The sequence below is a fragment of the Rathayibacter sp. VKM Ac-2929 genome, assembly GCF_022815495.1.
In the GTDB taxonomy this organism is placed as follows: domain Bacteria; phylum Actinomycetota; class Actinomycetes; order Actinomycetales; family Microbacteriaceae; genus Rathayibacter; species Rathayibacter festucae.
On sequence record NZ_JALGRV010000013.1, the window covers coordinates 339 to 1,500 of the forward strand.

Here is a 1,162-nt window from a genome sequence, read left to right on the forward strand (position 1 = left end):
CCCCCCCCCCCCCCTGGGCCGGCCCGTTGCGGGTCGGCCCACGCGCATGGTCAGAGCATGTAGAGGTGGTAGCCGATCGCGGCGCCGTCGCGGAGCGGGCCGAAGGTGTCGGCGTAGGCCTGGGGTTCGGGGCGGTTGGTGATGAGGTCGAGCGCGACGCGCTCCTCCTCGGACTCGTCGCTCATCTCGTCGGGTTCGTTCTCCCACTCGCGCAGCACCCTGTGTCCCGCGTCGGTGACGCGGTAGAGCGCCCAAAAGCCGGAGAACGTGCCCTCGGCTTCGCGCTTGAACACGAGGCAGGTGGCGGTGGGCCAGGCGTAGCGGGCGGCCGCGGTGAGAAGCGCCCGGACGGCGGCGTGCAGGTCGCGGATCTCCCCGGACTCGGCGGCTGTGTTGACGGCTTCCTCGGCGGCGCGCAGCGCCGGGGTGTGTCCCCACACGTCGACGTCGACGGGGGCCGGGGTGGTGGATGTGGTGGTCATGGGTTTTCCCCTCTCGTTTTTCTGCCGAAGCGGCGACGTGTCGCCGATCAGGGCGTGAAGTGGTGCGGCAACCCGCAGGGCGCGGGGGAGAGAATTTCCGCGCGATGGGAGGGAGCGCAGCTCCCGCGTGCGAAAAATCTCGGAGGGAGCGGTCGGCGCAGCCGACTTGCGCTCCACGTAGCGCCCGTACGATGCCGCAGGTGCTTCGGGAGAAGAACGAGCGCGCAGCGATCGGAGCGCAGCGGGAACAGGGGCGTGCTCTGCACGCCGGCACCCGCCGCGCCGCGGCGGACTGCGCGGCCGCGTAGCGTCCGCTCGAGCAGTTCTGACCACGCGAGCTCCCGAGCGCCGACGGATCCGGTTCGGCCGGTGCCGGCTGAGGTGGGGGGTCGAGGGGGGAAGCGTCCCCCCTCGTGGGGGGGGACCGGCCCGCACTGGGCCGGTCCACTCGGCGGCGGCTAGCTCAGCCCGGCAGCCTCAGCCGGGGTGGTGTCTCCGGTGACGACCTGCTCGACAGGGGAGAGCGCATAGCCCCAGGCGGCAAGCTGGCGGAAGTGGGCGGCGGCGCGCTCGTCGCCGCGGCGCCAGGACTCCTTATTCGTGTTCGCCTCCTGGCCTGCGAGGACGACGGCCAGCGCGACCAGGCGGGCCTTCGCGGGGTTCGCCTCGACCAGCGCAGC

General features: G+C 72.7%; 1 protein-coding gene and 1 pseudogene. Both read right to left on the reverse strand.

Annotated features, from left to right (window positions below; genetic code table 11):
• Window positions 1–50: 50 nt before the first annotated feature.
• On the reverse strand, window positions 51–482 hold the full coding sequence (locus MT355_RS21045; RefSeq protein WP_243601044.1) for a hypothetical protein: 432 nt from the start codon (window positions 480–482) through the stop codon (window positions 51–53).
• A gap of 458 nt (window positions 483–940) precedes the next feature.
• Window positions 941–1,162, reverse strand: a pseudogene (locus MT355_RS21050) (hypothetical protein); the annotation flags it as partial.

Bases quoted from the DNA above. Each gene is read 5' to 3' on its own strand.
- MT355_RS21045 (WP_243601044.1), bottom strand. From the start codon at position 482: ATGACCACCACATCCACCACCCCGGCCCCCGTCGACGTCGACGTGTGG.